This window comes from Burkholderia sp. NFPP32 (assembly GCF_900119325.1).
Classification (GTDB): Bacteria; Pseudomonadota; Gammaproteobacteria; order Burkholderiales; family Burkholderiaceae; genus Burkholderia; species Burkholderia pyrrocinia_C.
This window is the reverse complement of record NZ_FPJP01000030.1, coordinates 23,573-39,974: the sequence shown is the minus strand read 5'-3', so window position 1 is coordinate 39,974 and position 16,402 is coordinate 23,573. Positions and strand designations below refer to the sequence as shown.

The 16,402-nt window shown below is 68.2% G+C and carries 12 protein-coding genes; 9 read left to right on the top strand and 3 right to left on the bottom strand.

What is annotated here, in order from left to right:
* Window positions 1-43: 43 nt before the first annotated feature.
* Window positions 44-1,564 (bottom strand): CoA-acylating methylmalonate-semialdehyde dehydrogenase, encoded by a 1,521-nt coding sequence (locus BT264_RS33205; RefSeq protein ID WP_072444348.1) that lies wholly within the window; start codon window positions 1,562-1,564, stop codon window positions 44-46.
* A 110-nt stretch (window positions 1,565-1,674) separates the two neighbouring features.
* Here BT264_RS33205 and BT264_RS33200 point away from each other — a divergent pair, with 110 nt between their 5' ends.
* From BT264_RS33200 to BT264_RS33170, 7 genes are all read left to right on the top strand, one after another.
* A complete protein-coding gene (locus tag BT264_RS33200; protein WP_065500209.1) occupies window positions 1,675-2,610 on the top strand; it encodes a LysR family transcriptional regulator in 936 nt (311 codons plus the stop codon).
* Window positions 2,611-2,726: 116 nt separating this feature from the next.
* Window positions 2,727-2,954, top strand: a complete 228-nt coding sequence (locus BT264_RS33195) for a sulfurtransferase TusA family protein (RefSeq protein ID WP_006402122.1) — start codon at window positions 2,727-2,729, stop codon at window positions 2,952-2,954.
* A gap of 305 nt (window positions 2,955-3,259) precedes the next feature.
* Complete coding sequence (locus tag BT264_RS33190) at window positions 3,260-3,694, top strand: peptidase (protein WP_072444346.1); 435 nt, start codon at window positions 3,260-3,262, stop codon at window positions 3,692-3,694.
* A gap of 269 nt (window positions 3,695-3,963) precedes the next feature.
* Window positions 3,964-4,668 carry a response regulator transcription factor gene (locus BT264_RS33185; protein WP_034183383.1) on the top strand — a complete coding sequence of 235 codons (705 nt, stop codon included), beginning with the start codon at window positions 3,964-3,966 and terminating at the stop codon, window positions 4,666-4,668.
* A complete protein-coding gene (locus BT264_RS33180; protein WP_072444344.1) occupies window positions 4,665-6,026 on the top strand; it encodes a FecR family protein in 1,362 nt (453 codons plus the stop codon). Before BT264_RS33185 ends, BT264_RS33180 begins: the two co-directional genes overlap by 4 nt.
* 10 nt (window positions 6,027-6,036) lie before the next feature.
* Window positions 6,037-8,424, top strand: a complete 2,388-nt coding sequence (locus BT264_RS33175) for a CHASE2 domain-containing protein (RefSeq protein WP_072444342.1) — start codon at window positions 6,037-6,039, stop codon at window positions 8,422-8,424.
* Window positions 8,425-8,459: 35 nt separating this feature from the next.
* Entirely contained in the window at window positions 8,460-9,074 is a 615-nt protein-coding gene (locus tag BT264_RS33170; RefSeq protein ID WP_072444340.1) for a DUF4136 domain-containing protein, read from the top strand.
* 52 nt (window positions 9,075-9,126) lie between these two features.
* Here the strand turns inward: BT264_RS33170 and galU are convergent, their stop codons facing one another.
* Together galU and BT264_RS33160 are read right to left on the bottom strand one after the other, a co-directional pair.
* On the bottom strand, window positions 9,127-10,011 hold the full coding sequence (galU, locus tag BT264_RS33165; RefSeq protein ID WP_034183387.1) for a UTP--glucose-1-phosphate uridylyltransferase GalU: 885 nt from the start codon (window positions 10,009-10,011) through the stop codon (window positions 9,127-9,129).
* 87 nt (window positions 10,012-10,098) lie between these two features.
* Complete coding sequence (locus BT264_RS33160; protein ID WP_072444338.1) at window positions 10,099-12,966, bottom strand: valine--tRNA ligase; 2,868 nt, start codon at window positions 12,964-12,966, stop codon at window positions 10,099-10,101.
* Window positions 12,967-13,180: 214 nt separating this feature from the next.
* On the opposite strand from BT264_RS33160, the gene BT264_RS33150 reads away from it, so the two are divergent.
* Together BT264_RS33150 and BT264_RS33145 are read left to right on the top strand one after the other, a co-directional pair.
* Window positions 13,181-15,544: a UvrD-helicase domain-containing protein gene (locus BT264_RS33150; protein ID WP_072444336.1), complete on the top strand. Its 2,364-nt coding sequence runs from the start codon at window positions 13,181-13,183 to the stop codon at window positions 15,542-15,544.
* The gene (locus tag BT264_RS33145; protein ID WP_072444334.1) at window positions 15,541-16,338 is read left to right on the top strand and encodes a 5'-methylthioadenosine/adenosylhomocysteine nucleosidase; all 798 of its coding nucleotides are present in this window, start codon (window positions 15,541-15,543) and stop codon (window positions 16,336-16,338) included. The genes BT264_RS33150 and BT264_RS33145 overlap by 4 nt, the downstream gene beginning before the upstream one ends.
* Window positions 16,339-16,402 lie beyond the last annotated feature (64 nt).

Below are 16,402 nucleotides of genomic sequence, written 5' to 3'. Positions count from 1 at the left end.
GCACCGCCCGCCGATCGGTCAGGCGGGCGGCGCACCGGCCGGCTTACTTCGCGGTCGGCATCGCGAATTCGGCGCCCTTGCCGATGCTCGACGACCAGCGCTGCATCACCGACTTCTGGCGCGTGTAGAAACGCACGCCTTCCTCGCCGTACGCATGCATGTCACCGAACAGGCTCTTCTTCCAGCCGCCGAAGCCGTGCCACGCCATCGGCACCGGAATCGGCACGTTGATGCCGACCATGCCGACCTGGATGCGCCGCGCGAATTCGCGCGCGATGCCGCCGTCGCTCGTGAAGCACGACACGCCGTTGCCGAATTCGTGCGCGTTGATCAGGTCGACCGCTTCGCCGAAATCCTTCACGCGCACGCAGCCGAGCACGGGCCCGAAGATTTCTTCCTTGTAGATCCGCATGTCGGGCGTCACGTGATCGAACAGCGTGCCGCCGGTGAAGAAGCCTGCCTCGCGGCCCGGCACGCGCAGCCCGCGCCCGTCGACCACCAGTTGCGCGCCTTCGCTCACGCCTTGCTCGATATAGCCTTCGATGCGCTTCAGCGCTTCGCCGGTGACGATCGGGCCCATCTCGACTTCCGGTTGCATGCCGTCGCCGATCACCAGCTTGCGCGCGCGCTCGGCGACCGCCGGCACGATCCGGTCGGCCACGTCGCCGACCAGCACCGCGATGCTGATCGCCATGCAGCGCTCGCCGGCCGAGCCGTACGCGGCGCCGATCAGCGCGTCGACCGCCTGCTCGATGTTCGCATCGGGCATCACGACGAGATGGTTCTTCGCGCCGCCGAGCGCCTGCACGCGCTTGCCCGACTGCACCGCGCGCTGCTGCACGTAGGCCGCGATCGGCGTCGAGCCGACGAAGCTGACGGCCTGCACGTCCGGATGGTCGAGCAATGCGTCGACCGCGTCCTTGTTGCCCTGCACGACGTTGAACACGCCGGCCGGCAGCCCGGCCTGCGTCAGCAGGTCGGCGATGAACAGTGCCGCCGACGGATCGCGCTCGCTCGGCTTCAGCACGAACGTGTTGCCCGTCGCGATCGCGACCGGGAACATCCAGCACGGCACCATGCACGGGAAGTTGAACGGCGTGATGCCCGCGACCACGCCGAGCGGCTGGCGCATCGTCCAGTTGTCGATGCCGGTGCTGACCTGGTCGGTGAAGTCGCCCTTCAGCAGCTGCGGCACGCCGCATGCGAATTCGACGATATCGATGCCGCGCGCGACTTCGCCCTGCGCGTCGGAAAACACCTTGCCGTGCTCGGCCGTGATGATTGCCGCGAGCGTGTCACGGTGCTCGTTCATCAGCTGCAGGAAGCGGTGCAGCACGCGCGCGCGACGGATCGGCGGCGTCTCGGCCCAAGCCGGGAACGCCGCGTTGGCCGAAGCGACGGCCCGCTGCACTTCGCTGTCGTCGGCAAGCGCCACGCGGCGCACCGCGCGGCCGAGCGCCGGGTTGAGGACGTCCTGGAAGCGGCCGCTGCGGCCGGCGACGGGCGCGCCGTCGACATAATGGCCGACGTCGGCGTCGGATGTGTACGCGGGAACCGGATTCATCGTGTCTCCTGGGGGATGAAGGGGGAACGGAACCCAGTCTAGGGAAACCGGCCGCGCGGGAGAAGGTCGCGAAACTTGATTCACTGTTCAGAATTCTGAATAATCGGCGAATGAATCAGCAAAATGTCCAGGCGCTCTGGCCGCATATCCATTCGCTGACGGTGCTGGCCGCGGCCGGCAGTTTCACGGCCGCCGCGCAGCGGCTCGGCATCAGCAAGGCCGCGATGAGCCAGCGCATCGCCGATCTCGAAAAGGCGGCCGGCGTGCCGCTCGTGCGCCGCACGACGCGCAGCGTGCGGCTCACCGATGCGGGCCAGACGCTCGTCGACAGCACGCGCGACGCGTTCGAGTCGATCGGGCAGCATTTCGCGCGCGTGAAGGACCTGGCCGGCGAGCCGCGCGGCCTGCTGCGCGTGACGGCGCCGGTCGCGCTCGGGCGCCAGCAGGTCGTGCCGCACCTGCCCGATTTCCTGCGGCAGCATCCGGGCGTGCACATCGAGCTCGACCTGTCGGACCGGCTGCATTCGCTGACGCAGGAAGGCTTCGACCTCGCGATCCGCCATACGACCACCGCGCCGCAAACCCACGTCGCGTGGAAGCTGTGCGACACGCGCTCGCTGCTCGTCGCGAGCCGCGACTACCTCGACGCGCGCGGCGCGCCGCGGCACCCGAGCGAACTCGTCGATCACAGCTGCCTGTGCTACCTGCGCGACAACGAACCGGCCGCATGGAGCTTCGAGCCGGACGGCCGGCGGCGCCAGCGCGTGAGCGTGCCGGTGCGCGGCAGTTTCGCGGCGAACAACAGCGAGGCGATGCGCGAGGCCGCGCTCGGCGGGCTCGGCATCGCGCTGCTGCCCGATTTCAGCGCGCGGCGCGATCTCGACGCCGGCCGGCTCGTCGCGCTGCTCGACGGCTGGCGGCCGTCGGGCGCGTTCGGCGACCACATCTTCGCGATCCGCCCGTACAGCCCGGTCGTACCGAGCGCGGTGCGCGCGCTCGTGCGGCACCTGCGCGAACGGCTCGCGGGTGGCTTCTCCGGCGCGTGACGCCGGTGCCCGCGGCGCGGCGCCGTGGGCTGCCCGGGCGGGCGGGGCGGCGCTGCGGTAAAATCGCGGCTTCCTCCCGCGCCTCGTGTGGCGCGACATTCGAAGGTCGACAGCCGATGCAGATTCACAAGGAAGTGGACGCGCGCGGGCTCAATTGCCCGTTGCCGATCCTGCGTGCCAAGAAAGCGCTTGCCGATATGGAAAGCGGGCAGATCCTCAAGGTGCTCGCGACCGATCCCGGCTCGCAGCGCGATTTCGCCGCGTTCGCGAAGCAGACGGGCAACGAGATCGTCGAATCGACGACACAGGACAAGACCTTCGTGTTCCTGATGCGCCGCCGCTGACGGCCTGCCTCGCGCGCCCGGCCGCGGCGTCCGCTCGCGGTGCGCGGGCCAACAACAGGCTCATTTGCATTGGAAACGCGCCAAAGGCGCTACACAAGAACCAGCGAAGAACCTCGCCCAGGCTCCTGTTCCATTGGAAAGCGCTCCGGTCGAGCCTCTGACAATTCTTAAACCTCGCTTCGTGAACGGCTGCGTATACTGACCCGGCCGGTCGTCCGCTTGCAGTGGAGGCGCCGGCCACGGTACGTCGTACGGCGGGCACGGGGGCCATGCCTGGCGGTACCGTCGTACAACGGGGAGAGGACATGTCCTTCAGACCAGGGACCTATCGAAGTCCGTCCGGAGCGGAATGCATTGCGCCCGAGCGCGCGTCGGAATTGAGCCGTATCGAGCTCGATCCGCAACAGGACCGCCACGCGCGTGCCGCGCTGGAGGCCTATGCGGATTCGGCAGCAGTCGAGATGCCGTGGCTGGCCGAGTGGCTCGACGAGCGGCTGCGCGATGCCGCACAGGACGACGGCTCGGGCCCGACCTACTGCGGTGCGACGATCGAACGCGTGTTCGATCTGGCGCAGGCATGGGCGGCGGGCCAGCCGGACTACGCGGCCACCGCGTGGGAGCGCGTGCGCGGGCAGTTGCAGCGGATGCTTGCACAACCGGCGCTGTCGCAACCGCTGTTGCGGCGCCTGCCTGCCGACGATTTCGCCGAGCCGGTGGCCCGCATCGCGGGCGCCGATTAGGCGTCGGATTGCGCGACGGGAAGGATTATTCGAAGAAAGAACGGTAGTCCGCGCAATTTATTGGCGAATTTCATACTACTATGATGAAATCGCCGGTTCGTCCGTGCCCCGTTTTTGAGATATTTAGCCGGGGTCGCCGGTTTGCGCAGGTGGCGCGAGCGGCGAACGACGGCTCGCCGGCCGGTATCCGGAAGCTGCGCGCGTGCTGTGCGGTAGGGTGGGTGCCGGGGAGCTGAACTGGACGAATCGATTTCGCTTTGCGGGGTGCTATGAGAATTGCTGTACTGGATGACGATCCGGCCCAGACGGATTTCGTCAGTCAAACGCTGACTGCCGTTGGCCATACATGCTATGCGTTCAAGGAAGGCAAGGCCCTGAAGAAGCGTCTGCAGCGCGAAACGTTCGATCTGCTGGTGCTCGACTGGAACGTGCCCGACATGTCCGGCGAGGAAGTGCTCAAGTGGGTGCGCGCCAACCAGACCGAGCACAGCCTGCCGATCATCTTCATGACGAGCCGCGACGACGAGGCGGGGATCACGCAGATCCTCAACGCCGGCGCCGACGACTACGTGGTCAAGCCCGTGTCGGGCCCGATCCTGCGCGCGCGCATCGGCTCGCTGCTGCGCCGCGCGTATCCGGTCAACGCCGAGGCGACCGTCCGCGAATTCGATCAATTCCGTTTCGACGTGAACCTGAAGCAGGCCTACGTCGGCGACAAGCCGGTGAGCCTGACGCAGAAGGAATTCGAGCTCGCGCTGCTGCTGTTCCAGCATCTCGACCGGCCGCTGTCGCGCGCGCACATTCTCGATCTCGTGTGGAAGCAGGCGACCGACATCCCGTCGCGCACGATGGATACGCACATCTCGATGCTGCGTACCAAGCTCGGCCTGCGGCCCGAAAACGGCTATCGCCTCGCGCCGATCTACGGCTACGGCTACCGGCTCGAGCGGGTCGGCCAGGGAGAACCGGAGTGACGTCGGGAATCACGCAGCGTACTGCGAACCTGCGCACGATGGCGCTGCGCACGGCCTGCGCGGTCGCGTTTGCGTTCGCCGCGCAGCATGCTGCAGCACAGCCGCCCGCTGCGGCGGGCAAGATGGTCGTCTACCGCACGCAGGCCGGCGACACGCTGTACGACGTCGCCGCGCGCTACCTGCAGGGCGCGGACGACTGGCAACTGCTCCAGCAGATCAACGGCGTGCCCGCGCCGAAGCACCTGCAGCCCGGCGTCGCGCTGAAGCTGCCGGTCGCGCGCCTGCGCAAGGAAAAGCTGACCGCGCGCGTCGTCGCGGTGCAGGGCGCGGCCGAGCGCGCGTCCGGCGACGCGTACGCGCCGCTGGCGAACGATGCGACGCTCGTCGAGGGCGACCGCGTGCGCACGGGCGCGAACGGCTTCGTGACGATCGAACTCGCCGACGGCACGCACATGAGCCTGCCGCCCGACAGCCAGCTCGACCTGAAGGCGCTGCGCCGCACGGTGCTGACCGGCACGCTCGATCGCCAGTTCGAACTCACGCGCGGCTCGGTCGACAGCGAAGTCACTCATCTGAAGAAACGCGACGATCGCTTCCAGATCCGCTCGCCGTCGGTCGTGGCCGGCGTGCGCGGCACGCGCTTTCGCGTGAACTACGACGCGGCCGGCAATGCGTCGACGCGCGTCGAAGTGCTCGACGGCACCGTCGGCGTCGCGGGCGGCCGGCAATCGGCCCGCTCGACGCTCGTGCATGCGAACTTCGGCAGCGTCGCGACGTCGTCCGGCGCGGTCGGCGCGCCTGTCGCGCTGCTGGCCGCGCCGGCGCTCGCGCATCCCGACAAGGTGCAGGACGAGCCCGACGTCGCGTTCGACGTCGCGCCGCTGGCGAACGCGCATGCGTACCGCGTGCAGCTCGCGCACGATGCGGGGCTGCTCGACCTGTTCCGCGAAACGCGCACCGATGCGCCGCGCGCGGTCTTCCGCGACGTGCCGAACGGGAACTACTTCGTGCGGATCGCCGCGATCGATGCCAACGGCCTCGAGGGGCTGCCGCGCACCTATGCGTTCGAACGCCGCGTGATGGGGCTCGACGCGAGTGCGTCGCCCGGCGCGGATGGCTACGGGTTCCGCTGGTCGCCGAACGGTTCGGGCAAGGACGCGCGCTACCGGTTCGTGCTGTCGCGCTCGAAGGACCTGAGCGCACCGGTCGTCGACCAGGTCGGCCTGCGCGCGCGCCAGATCACCGTCGCGCACCTGCCGCCGGGCGATTATTTCTGGGCAGTGACCGTCGAAGAGTTCGAAGGCGGCAAGTTCTACGAGAAGACCAGTCCGGTCAGCGCGTTCACGCTGTCGCGCTGACCCGCGGCGCATGAAACCCGACTCCGTTTCCCCGCGGCGGCATCTCGGCCGCCGCTTCCTGATCGAATGGATCGCGATCGGCTGCCTCGGGATCGCGGTCATCCTCGCGTGTGCGCTCGGCCGCCTGTCGTCGAGCGTCGACGGGCTGATCTACGACCGGCTGCTGATGCTGCGCAGCCTGCCGCTGTCGCCCGACGTGGTCGTCGTCGACATCGACAACCAGAGCGTGTCGGCGCTCGGCCGCTGGCCGTGGTCGCGCGACGTGCATGCGCGGCTGCTCGACACGCTGGCGCGCGCGCAGCCGGCCGCCGTCGTCTACGACGTGCTGTTCACCGAGCCGTCGCCGGAGGATCGTGCGTTCGCGGATGCGATGAGCCACGTGCCGACCTTCCTGCCCGTGCTGCTGAGCCCCGAGCAGGCGGACGGCACGCGTACCGTCGAACCGCCGGTGGCCGCGCTCGCGGCGCGCGCGACTGGGCTCGGTCACATCAACCTCGAAGTCGATCCCGACGGTATCGTGCGCAGCGTCGCGCTGTTCGAAAGCGACGGCCGCGTGCGCTGGCCGCAACTGATGGTGCCCGTGTACCGCGCGATCCAGGCCGGCCGGCTGCATCCGGCCGGCGGCGCGCCGGGCGCGGCCGCGCACGACCTGGCTCGCGACGCGGCAGGCGACGGCCGCTACCTGATCCCGTTCAGCCGCAACACGCCCGCTTATCCGACGCTGTCGTTCGACGACGTGCTCGAGGGGCGCGTGAAGCCCGACGCGCTGCGCGGCAAGATCGTCGTCGTCGGCGTGACCGCTTCCGGGCTGTACGACCGTTTCGCGACGCCCGTATCCGGCGATTTCGGCCCGCTCGCCGGCGTGTATATCCACGCCAACGTGCTCGACATGCTGGCGACCGGCAGTGCGATCTCGCCGGCGTCGCGCGCGGGGCTGTTCGCCGCGTCGCTGCTGCCGCTCGCCGCGCTGCTGGGCGGCTTCCTGATGCTGTCGCCGTGGCGCGCGCTGCTGCTGACGCTGAGCCTCGCCGCGCTCGCCGTCGTCGCGAGCATGGCGCTGCTGTTCGAGGCGCGCATCTGGCTGTCGCCGGCGCCGGCGATCTTCGGGCTGATCGCCGTCTACCCGATCTGGAACTGGCGGCGCCTCGAAATGACGATGTCGTACCTGCGCCGCGAACTGCAGCGGCTCGCCGACGAGCCGCACCTGCTGCCCGAGGCGCCGCGCACGCGCAGCGTCGGCGGCGACGTGCTCGAGCGCCAGATGGCGCTGATGGCGCAAGCCGCGCAGCGCGTGCAGGACATGAAGCGCTTCGTGTGGGACAGCCTCGACAGCATGCCCGAGCCGATCTTCGTGACCGACCTGGACGGCACCGTGCTGATCGCGAACCATGCGGCGAAGCGCTACGGGTCGCGCCTCGCGCTGCCGCTGCCGGAAGGGCGGCCGCTGCGCGCCGCGCTCGGCGAGCTGACGTTCATGAAGACCGTCGACGGCAACGCCGAACACGATGCGGCGATCCGCGAGCACTGGCCGGCCGCGCTCGACCCGACGCTCGAGGCCGAGCACGACGCGATGGCGCGCGGCATCGAGGTGCGCGACCGCGACGGGCTTGACCATCTGTTACGCTACGCCGCCTGCACGAACGCGCAGGGCCGCGTGACGGGCTGGATTGCCGGCCTCGTCGACGTGACCGAACTGCACGCGGCCGAGCGGCATCGCGAGGAAGCGCTGCACCTGCTGTCGCACGACATGCGCTCGCCGCAGGCTTCGATCCTCGCGCTCGTCGAGATCGAGCGCGACCGCGTCGACACCGATGCGATGCGCGGGCTGCTCGCGCGGGTCGAGCGCTACGCGCACCGCGCGCTGTCGCTTGCCGACGAGTTCGTGCAGCTGGCGCGCGCGGAGTCGCAGGCGTACCAGCTCGAAGCGACGAGCCTCGTCGACGTGCTGATCGATGCGAGCGACGAGGTATGGCCGCAGGCGCAGGCGAAGCACATCCGCATCGACACCGACGTCGGCGCCGACATGTGCTGGGTGCGCGCGGACCGCTCGCTGATCACGCGCGCGTTCGTGAACCTGCTGAACAACGCAGTCAAATACAGTCCGTCCGACACCGTGATCACGTGTACGCTGACGGTCGAGCACGCGTCGAAGCGGATGTTCTGTACGATTCGCGATCAGGGGTACGGCATTGCGCCGGAAGATCATCGGCATCTGTTCGAGCGTTTCAAGCGATTCCATGCCGGCGAGCGGCCCGAGATCCCGGGTTCCGGGCTCGGCATGGCATTCGTGAAGACGGTCGTCACGCGCCATGGGGGCAGCGTGTCGGTCGACAGCGAAGTGGGTGTCGGCACCGCGGTGACGGTGTCGCTGCCCGCGATCGACGAGCCGTCCGCCTGACAGGGCCGGGCACGACGGCAGGATTGGGGAAAGCCATGAGAAAGGAATGGGCAGCGACCGCGCTGGCGGCGTCGTTGTTGACGGGTTGCGCCGGCGTGACGAGCGGCGTGAGTGCGGTCGGGCAGCCGAATGCATTCGCATCCGGCGCGCACGGCTACGATTTCGTCCGGACGGCCGCGCAGGCCAACGATGCCGAATACCGGCAGATCGAGACGCTCGTGCGCGACGAACTCGCGCGCCGCGGTTTCGACGCGCAGCCGCTCAAGGACGCGCGCTACCGGCTGTCGATCGCGTATGCGACGCAGCCGGCGGCGGTCGCGGCCAGCGCCGACCAGTGCGGCGCCGCGAGCAGCGCGTGCGTGACGGTCGACGGGCCGTCGCCGCCCGCGCTGCCGTTCGCGGGTAGCGTGTATCGCCACGTGCTGACGTTGCGTTTCGTCGATGCGAAATCGGGCGCCGACGTCTATCGCGTGACGGCCGCGCTGCGCGACCGCGAACCGGCCACGCAGCAGGCCGCGCCGGCGCTCGTGAAGAGCGCGCTCGCGAAGCTGCCGTTCGGCGATGGCGGCGGCTGGCTCGTGAAGACGAAAAAAGACGACGCGGGCGGGATGCCGGGCGTCGTCTCGGTGAAGCCGGCCGAAGCGCGCTGAGCGCCGGCCGGTGAGGTGAGGGCGGCCCCGCCGGGGCGAGCCCTTGCCGCGCTCAGGCGGCCGGTTGCGCGCCGCCGCGCGTGCGCAGGTATTCGTCGAATTCCGCGCCGACTTCCGGGTGGCGCAGCGCGAATTCGACCGTCGCCTTCAGGTAGCCGAGCTTGCTGCCGCAGTCGTAGCGCGTACCCTGGTACTTGTAGGCCAGCACCTGTTCGTCGGCGAGCAGCGCCTGGATCGCATCGGTGAGCTGCAGTTCGCCGCCCGCGCCCGGCTTCAGCGCGCGCAGGTGTTCGAAGATCCGCGGCTTCAGGATGTAGCGGCCGACCACGCCGAGGTTCGACGGCGCGACTTCCGGCGCGGGCTTCTCGACGATCGCCGACATCTTGACGATCGACTCTTCCCATTCCTTGCCGTCGACGATCCCGTACGACTTCGTCTCCGACGGCGGGATCTCTTCGACGCCGATCACCGAGCTGTGATAGTGGTCGAACACGTCGACCATCTGCTTCATCACGGGCGGGTTGCCGTCGAGCAGGTCGTCCGCGAGGATCACCGCGAACGGGTTGTCGGCCACCAGCTTCTCCGCGCACAGCACCGCGTGGCCGAGGCCGAGCGCTTCCGGCTGACGCACGTAGAAGCAGTCGACATGGCTCGGCTTGATGCTGCGCACGAGCTCGAGCAGCTTTTCCTTGCCGCGCGCCTCGAGCTCGGCTTCGACCTCGTACGACTTGTCGAAATGATCCTCGATCGCGCGCTTGCTGCGCCCGGTGACGAAGATCATCTCGGTGATGCCCGCGGCGATCGCTTCCTCGACTGCGTACTGGATCAACGGCTTGTCGACGACCGGCAGCATTTCCTTCGGGCTCGCCTTCGTTGCCGGCAGGAACCGCGTGCCGAGGCCGGCAACGGGGAATACCGCCTTGGTGACTTTCAACATGATCGAACCTTTATTCCTGTAATCGACTTGTCAGACGATGTATGTTCACGTCCGCATTATAGTGAACGCAAACGGCCTTACGGTTTGTTACGCAGGCAACCGATCGAGCTGCGCACGCAGTTTCTCGAGCGTGCTCTGGAATTCGGCGACGCGTTTCTGCTCCTGTTCGACCACGGCCGGCGGCGCTTTCGCGACGAATGCCTCGTTGCCGAGCTTCGCGTGGCACTTCGCGATCTCGCCCGTCAGGCGCGCGATTTCCTTCGACAGGCGCTCGCGTTCGGCCGCGACGTCGATTTCCACCTTCAGCACCAGCTTGTTCGGGCCGACGATCGCGATCGGCGCGCCGTGCGCTTGCCGGTCGAGCGTCGCTTCGTCCGCGAGGATCTGCACTTCCGACAGGCGCGCGAGCGCCTGGACGTACGGCGCGAACGAGCGCAGGCGCTCGGCATCGCCGGCCGCGAGCAGCGGCACCTTCGTCGCCGGCGACAGGTTCATCTCGCCGCGCAGGTTGCGGCATGCGTCGACGATCGCCTTCAGGTCGGCCGCCCACTGCTCGGACGCCTCGTCGATCTTCTGCAGGTTGGCAACCGGATACGCCTGCGTCATCAGCGACGCTTCGCCCTCGGCCTTGCCTTGCGGATAGCGGCCCGCGAGCGGCGCGACCTTCTGCCAGAGCGCTTCGGTGATGAACGGGATGACCGGGTGCGCGAGGCGCAGCACCGTCTCGAGCACGCGCAGCAGCGTGCGGCGCGTGGCGCGCTGCTGTTCCGGCGTGCCGTTCTGGATCTGCACCTTCGCGAGTTCGAGATACCAGTCGCAGTACTCGTCCCACACGAACTTGTAGATGCTGGTCGCGACGTTGTCGAAGCGGTAGTCGGCGAAGCCCTTCGCGATGTCGGCCTCGGTACGCTGCAGCAGCGACACGATCCAGCGGTCGGCCGCCGAGAAGTCGAGGTAGCCGCCGGGGCCGCAGTCGCCCGCGCCGCAGACTTCCGGCTTGTCGGCGCCGCAGTCGTGGCCTTCGCAGTTCATCAGCACGAAGCGCGTCGCGTTCCACAGCTTGTTGCAGAAGTTGCGGTAGCCTTCGCAGCGCGCGAGGTCGAAGTTCACGTTGCGGCCGAGCGTCGCCATCGACGCCATCGTGAAGCGCAGCGCGTCGGTGCCGAACGCGGGAATGCCGTCCGGGAATTCCTTGCGCGTCTTCTTCTCGATCGTCGCGGCCTGCTTTGGATTCATCAGGCCCGTCGTGCGTTTCGCGACCAGCGTTTCGAGGTCGATGCCGTCGACGATGTCGATCGGGTCGAGCGTGTTGCCCTTGCTCTTCGACATCTTCTGGCCTTCCGCGTCGCGCACGAGGCCGTGCACGTAGACGGTATGGAACGGCACCTTGCCGGTGAAGTGCGTGGTCATCATCACCATCCGGGCGACCCAGAAGAAGATGATGTCGAAGCCCGTGACGAGCACCGACGACGGCAGGAAATGCTTCAGTTCAGGCGTCTCGTTCGGCCAGCCGAGCGACGAGAACGGCACCAGCGCCGACGAGAACCACGTGTCGAGCACGTCTTCATCGCGCTTCAGTTCGCCCGTGTAGCCCTGTGCGGCGGCCTTCGCGCGCGCGTCTTCCTCGCTGCGCGCGACGAACACCTCGCCGTTCTCGCCGTACCACGCGGGGATCTGGTGGCCCCACCACAGCTGGCGCGAGATGCACCAGTCCTGGATGTTCTCGAGCCACTGGTAGTAGGTGGTCGTCCAGTTTTCCGGGACGAACTTGATCTGGCCGCTGCGCACGACGTCGAGCGACGTTTCGGTGATCGACTTGCCGGGATTGAACGTGCCTTCCGGCGCCGCCTTCGTCATTGCGACGAACCACTGGTCGGTCAGCATCGGCTCGATCACGACGCCCGTGCGGTCGCCGCGCGGCACCATCAGCTTGTGCGGCTTCACGGAGTCGAGGAAACCCAGCGCGTCGAGATCGGCGACGATCGCCTTGCGCGCGTCGAAGCGGTCGAGGCCGCGATACTGCTCGGGGCCGTTATCGTTGATCTTCGCGTCGAGCGTCAGGATCTCGATCGGCACGAGGTTGTGGCGCAGGCCGACCTGGTAGTCGTTGAAGTCGTGCGCGGGCGTGACCTTCACGACGCCCGTGCCGAACTCGCGGTCGACGTAGTCGTCGGCGATCACCGGGATCTCGCGGCCGGTCAGCGGCAGCGTGACGAGCTTGCCGATCAGGTGTGCGTAGCGCTCGTCTTCCGGATGGACCATCAGCGCGACGTCGCCGAGCATCGTCTCGGGGCGCGTCGTCGCGACGGTCAGCGAGCCCGAGCCGTCGACGAGCGGGTAGCGGATGTGCCACAGGTGGCCGTTTTCCTCTTCGCTCGCGACTTCGAGATCCGACACCGCAGTGAGCAGCACCGGATCCCAGTTGACGAGGCGCTTGCCGCGGTAGATCAGGCCCTGTTCATGGAGCGTGACGAACACGTCGCGCACGGCGGCCGACATCTTGTCGTCCATCGTGAAGTATTCGCGCGACCAGTCGGTCGATGCGCCGAGGCGGCGCACCTGGCCCGTGATCGTCGAACCGGACTGCTGCTTCCATTCCCACACGCGCTCGACGAACTTCTCGCGGCCGAGGTCGTGGCGCGACACGCCCTGCGCGTCGAGCTGGCGTTCGACGACGATCTGGGTGGCGATCCCCGCGTGGTCGGTGCCGGGCACCCACAGCGTGTTCTCGCCGAGCATCCGGTGATAGCGGGCGAGGCCGTCCATGATCGTCTGGTTGAACGCATGGCCCATGTGCAGCGTGCCCGTCACGTTCGGCGGCGGCAACTGGATCGCGAAATCGGGGCGGGACGGATCGAACGCCGGGGCGGCATAGCCGCGTTTTTCCCACTCCGGCCCCCATTGGGACTCGATGGTATGGGGCTCGAAGCTCTTCGCAAGCGTGTTGTCGCTCATGTTGGAAATCTGCCGAAAAATGCGTGAATTGGATGCCGAATCCGACAATTATAAATGGATGCACATCGACCAGCCATCGCATTGCCGGCGCAGGCTTGTCGCGAAGCGGCCGCAACGCGCTTGGCGGCGCTCGACCGAACGGATCGGGAACGGCATCGCGCCGCCGACTTATAATGTCGGGTCCGCATTTTTCTCGCCCGTCCGCCGCCGCTCCATGCCCGATCTGCTCGCCAATCTGAACCCCGAACAACACGCCGCCGTCACGTTGCCGAACGAACCGGCGCTGATCCTCGCAGGGGCGGGCAGCGGCAAGACCCGCGTGCTGATCACGCGCATCGCGTGGCTGATCCAGCAGGGCTACGCGTCGCCGCCCACCGTGCTCGCCGTCACCTTCACGAACAAGGCCGCGCGCGAGATGATGGCGCGCCTGTCGGCGATGATGCCGATCGACACGCGCGGGATGTGGATCGGCACGTTCCACGGCCTGTGCAACCGGATGCTGCGCACGCACTGGCGCGACGCCGGCCTGCCGCAGACCTTCCAGATCCTCGATACGGCCGACCAGCTGTCCGCGATCAAGCGGCTGATGAAGGCCGCGAACGTCGACGACGAGAAGTACCCGCCGAAGAACGTCCAGTACTTCATCAACAACGCGAAGGAGCAGGGGCTGCGTCCCGACAAGGTCGACGCGACCGACAACTTCAACCGCAAGTTCGTCGAGCTGTACCAGGCGTACGACCAGCAGTGCCAGCGCGAGGGCGTCGTCGATTTCCCCGAGCTGCTGCTGCGCTGCTACGAGCTGCTGGCGTACAACGCGCCGCTGCGCGCGCACTACCAGGCGCGCTTCAAGCACATCCTCGTCGACGAGTTCCAGGACACCAACAAGCTGCAATATGCGTGGCTCAAGATGCTCGCGGGCGGCCAGAACGCGATCTTCGCGGTCGGCGACGACGACCAGTCGATCTACGCGTTCCGCGGCGCGAACGTCGGCAACATGCGCGATTTCGAAGACGAATTCCGCGTGCGCAACCTGATCAAGCTCGAGCAGAACTACCGGTCGCACGGCAACATCCTCGATGCGGCGAACCAGCTGATTTCGAACAACGCGCACCGCCTCGGCAAGAACCTGCGCACCGACGCGGGCCACGGCGAGCCCGTGCGCGTGTACGAGGCCAGCACCGATTCGCAGGAAGCCGGCTGGATCGTCGAAGAAATCCGTTCGCTGATCAACACCGGGATGGCGCGCAGCGAAGTGGCTGTCCTGTACCGCAGCAACGCGCAGTCGCGCTCGATCGAGCACACGCTGATGTCGTCGGGCATCCCGTACCGCGTGTACGGCGGCCTGCGCTTCTTCGAGCGCCAGGAAGTGAAGCATGCGCTCGCGTACCTGCGCCTGATCGACAACCCGAACGACGACACGGCGTTCGTGCGCGTGGTGAACTTCCCGACCCGCGGGATCGGCGCGCGCTCGATCGAGCAGCTCGCCGACGCCGCGCGTCTATACGGCTGCTCGATGGCCGCTGCGATTCCGTACGTGACGGGCAAGGCCGGCACGAGCCTCGGCGGGTTCGCGAACCTGGTCGCGAAGATGCGCGCCGACACGCAGCAGATGAACTTGCCGGACACGGTCGAGTACGTCGTGCGCGCGAGCGGCCTCGCCGATTTCTACCAGGGCGAGCGCGAAGGGCAGGACCGTCTCGAGAACTTGCAGGAACTCGTGAACGCGGCCACCGCGTTCGTCGCCGAGGAAGGCTACGGGCTCGACACGCCGGCCCGCTCGATCCCGCTGCGCGCGGGTGCGATCGCGGCGCCCGCGCTCGGCGCGGCGACCGACGATCCGGCGGTCGAGGTACTCGATCCGGCATCGCCGGGCGACCCGGCGCAGAACCCCGACACGATGACGCCGCTCGCCGGCTTCCTGTCGCATGCGTCGCTGGAGGCCGGCGACAACCAGGCGCAGGCCGGGCAGGATGCCGTGCAACTGATGACGGTGCACGCGGCGAAGGGGCTCGAATTCTCGGCCGTGTTCATCACGGGCCTCGAGGAAGGGCTGTTCCCGCACGAGAACAGCGTGCTCGAATCGGACGGCCTCGAGGAGGAGCGCCGGCTGATGTACGTGGCGATCACGCGCGCGAAGGAGCGGCTCTACCTGTCGTTCGCGCAGAGCCGGATGCTGCACGGCCAGACGCGCTACAACGTGCGTTCGCGCTTCTTCGACGAGTTGCCGGAGCACGTACTGAAGTGGCTGACGCCGAAGGTCGAGGCCGGTTCGCGCTGGGGCGGGCGTTCGGACAACGCAGGATACGGGCGCGACTGGTTCGCGCGGCCGGGCGGCGGCAGCCGCGAGCAGATCGTCGATGCGGCGGTGTCCGCGCCGCTGCCTGCGTTCGCGGACAAGCAGCGCGCGGCCGGCGCCGGCTTCCGGGTCGGCCAGCAGGTGTTCCATACCAAGTTCGGCGAAGGCACGGTCACCGCGCTCGAAGGCAGCGGCACCGATGCGAAGGCGCAGGTGAAGTTCAAGCGGCACGGCGAGAAGTGGCTCGCGCTCGCGGTCGCGAAACTGCAGGCGGTGGAATGATGAGCATCGACATGGTTGCCACGCCTTCGACGCGCCCGCTCGGCATTCTGGCCGCGCTGCCCGAGGAACTCGGCGACCTGATCGCCGCGATGCGCGCCGACGGCGCGATGAAGACGGTCACGTTCGGCCGCCGCGATTACCACGTCGGCACCGTGCACGGCGCGGCCTGCGTCGTCACGCTCGCGCGGGTCGGCAAGGTCGCGGCCGCCGCGACGGTCAGCGCGCTGATCCACGTGTTCGGCGTGGCGGGCGTCGTGTTTACCGGCGTCGCGGGCGGCGTGTCGCGCACGGTGCGCGTCGGCGATGTCGTCGTGGCCGACATGCTGCTGCAGCACGATCTCGACGCGTCGCCGCTCTTTCCGCGCTACGAGGTGCCGTTGCTCGGCATCACGCGCTTCGCGACCGACGCGGCACTGACGGCCCGTCTCAGGGCCGCGTGCATGTTGTTCGTCGCGGAAGAGGGCGCGTTGTTCGCCGAACGCTTCGGGCTTGCCGGCGCGACGCTGCACGCAGGGCTCGTCATCAGCGGCGACCGCTTCGTGTCGAGCGAGCGCGAGGTCGTCACGCTGCGCGACGCGCTGCCGGACGCGCTCGCGGTCGAAATGGAAGGCGCGGCGATCGCGCAGGTGTGCGCGGAGCACGACGTGCCGTTCGCGCTGGTGCGCACGATCTCCGATACGGCCGACGATCACGCGACGCAGTCGTTCTCGCACTTCCTGTCGGCGATCGCGAGCAGCTATTCGTCCGGCATCCTCAAGCGTTTCCTGACGCTGCATGCGACGACGGCGGCCTGAAGCCGCCGTCGTTTTCTCCGTACAAGCCTTTGGGCCGGCCGCGGCGCGCCCGCCGTGGCCGGCT